Source organism: Nocardiopsis lucentensis DSM 44048, from assembly GCF_000341125.1.
In the GTDB taxonomy this organism is placed as follows: domain Bacteria; phylum Actinomycetota; class Actinomycetes; order Streptosporangiales; family Streptosporangiaceae; genus Nocardiopsis; species Nocardiopsis lucentensis.
Genome location: NZ_ANBC01000554.1, coordinates 1 through 1,189, shown reverse-complemented (window position 1 = coordinate 1,189; position 1,189 = coordinate 1). Strand labels below are relative to the sequence as shown.

Annotated in this window: 1 protein-coding gene and 1 pseudogene; both read right to left on the bottom strand. The window is 75.1% G+C overall.

From position 1 onward, the window contains the following. Positions 1 to 635, bottom strand: a pseudogene (locus D471_RS35160) (cadmium-transporting ATPase); the annotation flags it as partial. Positions 636 to 638: 3 nt separating this feature from the next. After that, positions 639 to 1,010: an ArsR/SmtB family transcription factor gene (locus D471_RS0119170; protein WP_017600105.1), complete on the bottom strand. Its 372-nt coding sequence runs from the start codon at positions 1,008 to 1,010 to the stop codon at positions 639 to 641. Positions 1,011 to 1,189 lie beyond the last annotated feature (179 nt).

Here is a 1,189-nt window from a genome sequence, read left to right as displayed (position 1 = left end):
TCGACGGTGGCCGCCCGCCCCTGGCGCAGCACGGTGGCCCGGGTGGGCACGAGGTCCAGCAGGGCCCGCAGCCCGTGGCGCGTGCGGGCCACGGCGTGGTCCTCCAACGCCTCGGCCAGAGAGAACAGGAAGGCGAGCATCGCCGCCTCGCCCACCTCGCCCAGCAGGATCGCGCCGACCATGGCCACGGTCATCAGCGTGCCCACGCCCAACCCGCCCCTCAGCAGCGCGCGCAGTGTGCCGGGCACGAACGTCCACCCGCCCGCCGCGATCGCACCCGCGAACAGAGCGGTCGCCACGACGGGAGCTCCGGTCAGCCACCCGGTGAGCACACCGGCCAGCCAGAGCGCACCGGCCAGGCCCGCCCAGCGCACGCCGGCCGAACCCCACCACGTCCCCGGCCTCTCCCCGGGAGCGGGGGCGGGTGAGGAGCAGGTGGGATCACCGCACCCGTCGGTGTCGACGGCCCCCTCGGCCGTCTCGGGAGCGGACGGTTCCCGCCCTCCCGCGCCTCGCGCGCAACAGGAGCAGGTCACGGAGAGGGGTGCGGAGGAGGCCGGGGCGGGCGCCGGGTCCAGGAGCGGGCGGTTCCGGGGCGGTTCCGGGGTGTCGCCGCCGCAGCACGGGTCGGACATGACTCAGCCCTCTCTCACGGCGGGTGCGGGGTCGGGGTCGGGCAGCAGGAGGGACAGCAGGGCGTGTCCGGCGTCGGTGAGGCGGTACATGACGAGCTTGCCGTCGCGCCGGGAGGCGGCCAGACCGGCGGCGCGCAGCTGCCGGGCGTGGTGGGAGACGAGGTTCTGCGAGGACGAGCAGACCCAGGCCAGGTCGCACACGCACAGCTCGTCGCCGACCTGGAGGGCGCGGGCGATCCGCAGCCGGGTGGGGTCGGCCAGGGCCCGGGCCCGGTCGGCGGCGGGGCGCGCGTCGTCCTCGGCGGGAACACGGGCGCGGACCTTCTCCGCCTGGGGAAGGTCGATGCAGAGGAGTTCGCAGGAGTCCGATGACATACCAACAATCTAACGTTCGTTGATTTGTTGGGTCAACAGGTGCGGCGCGCTCTCCCCTCGGCGCCCCGTCCTACCCCGGATCGGCCCCGGCGCCCGCGGCCCGCGCACCCGTCCACGGGGATGAGCAACGCGGTGACGTTGTCATGCCCACCGGCGTCGAGCGCGTGGCGGACCAGGCC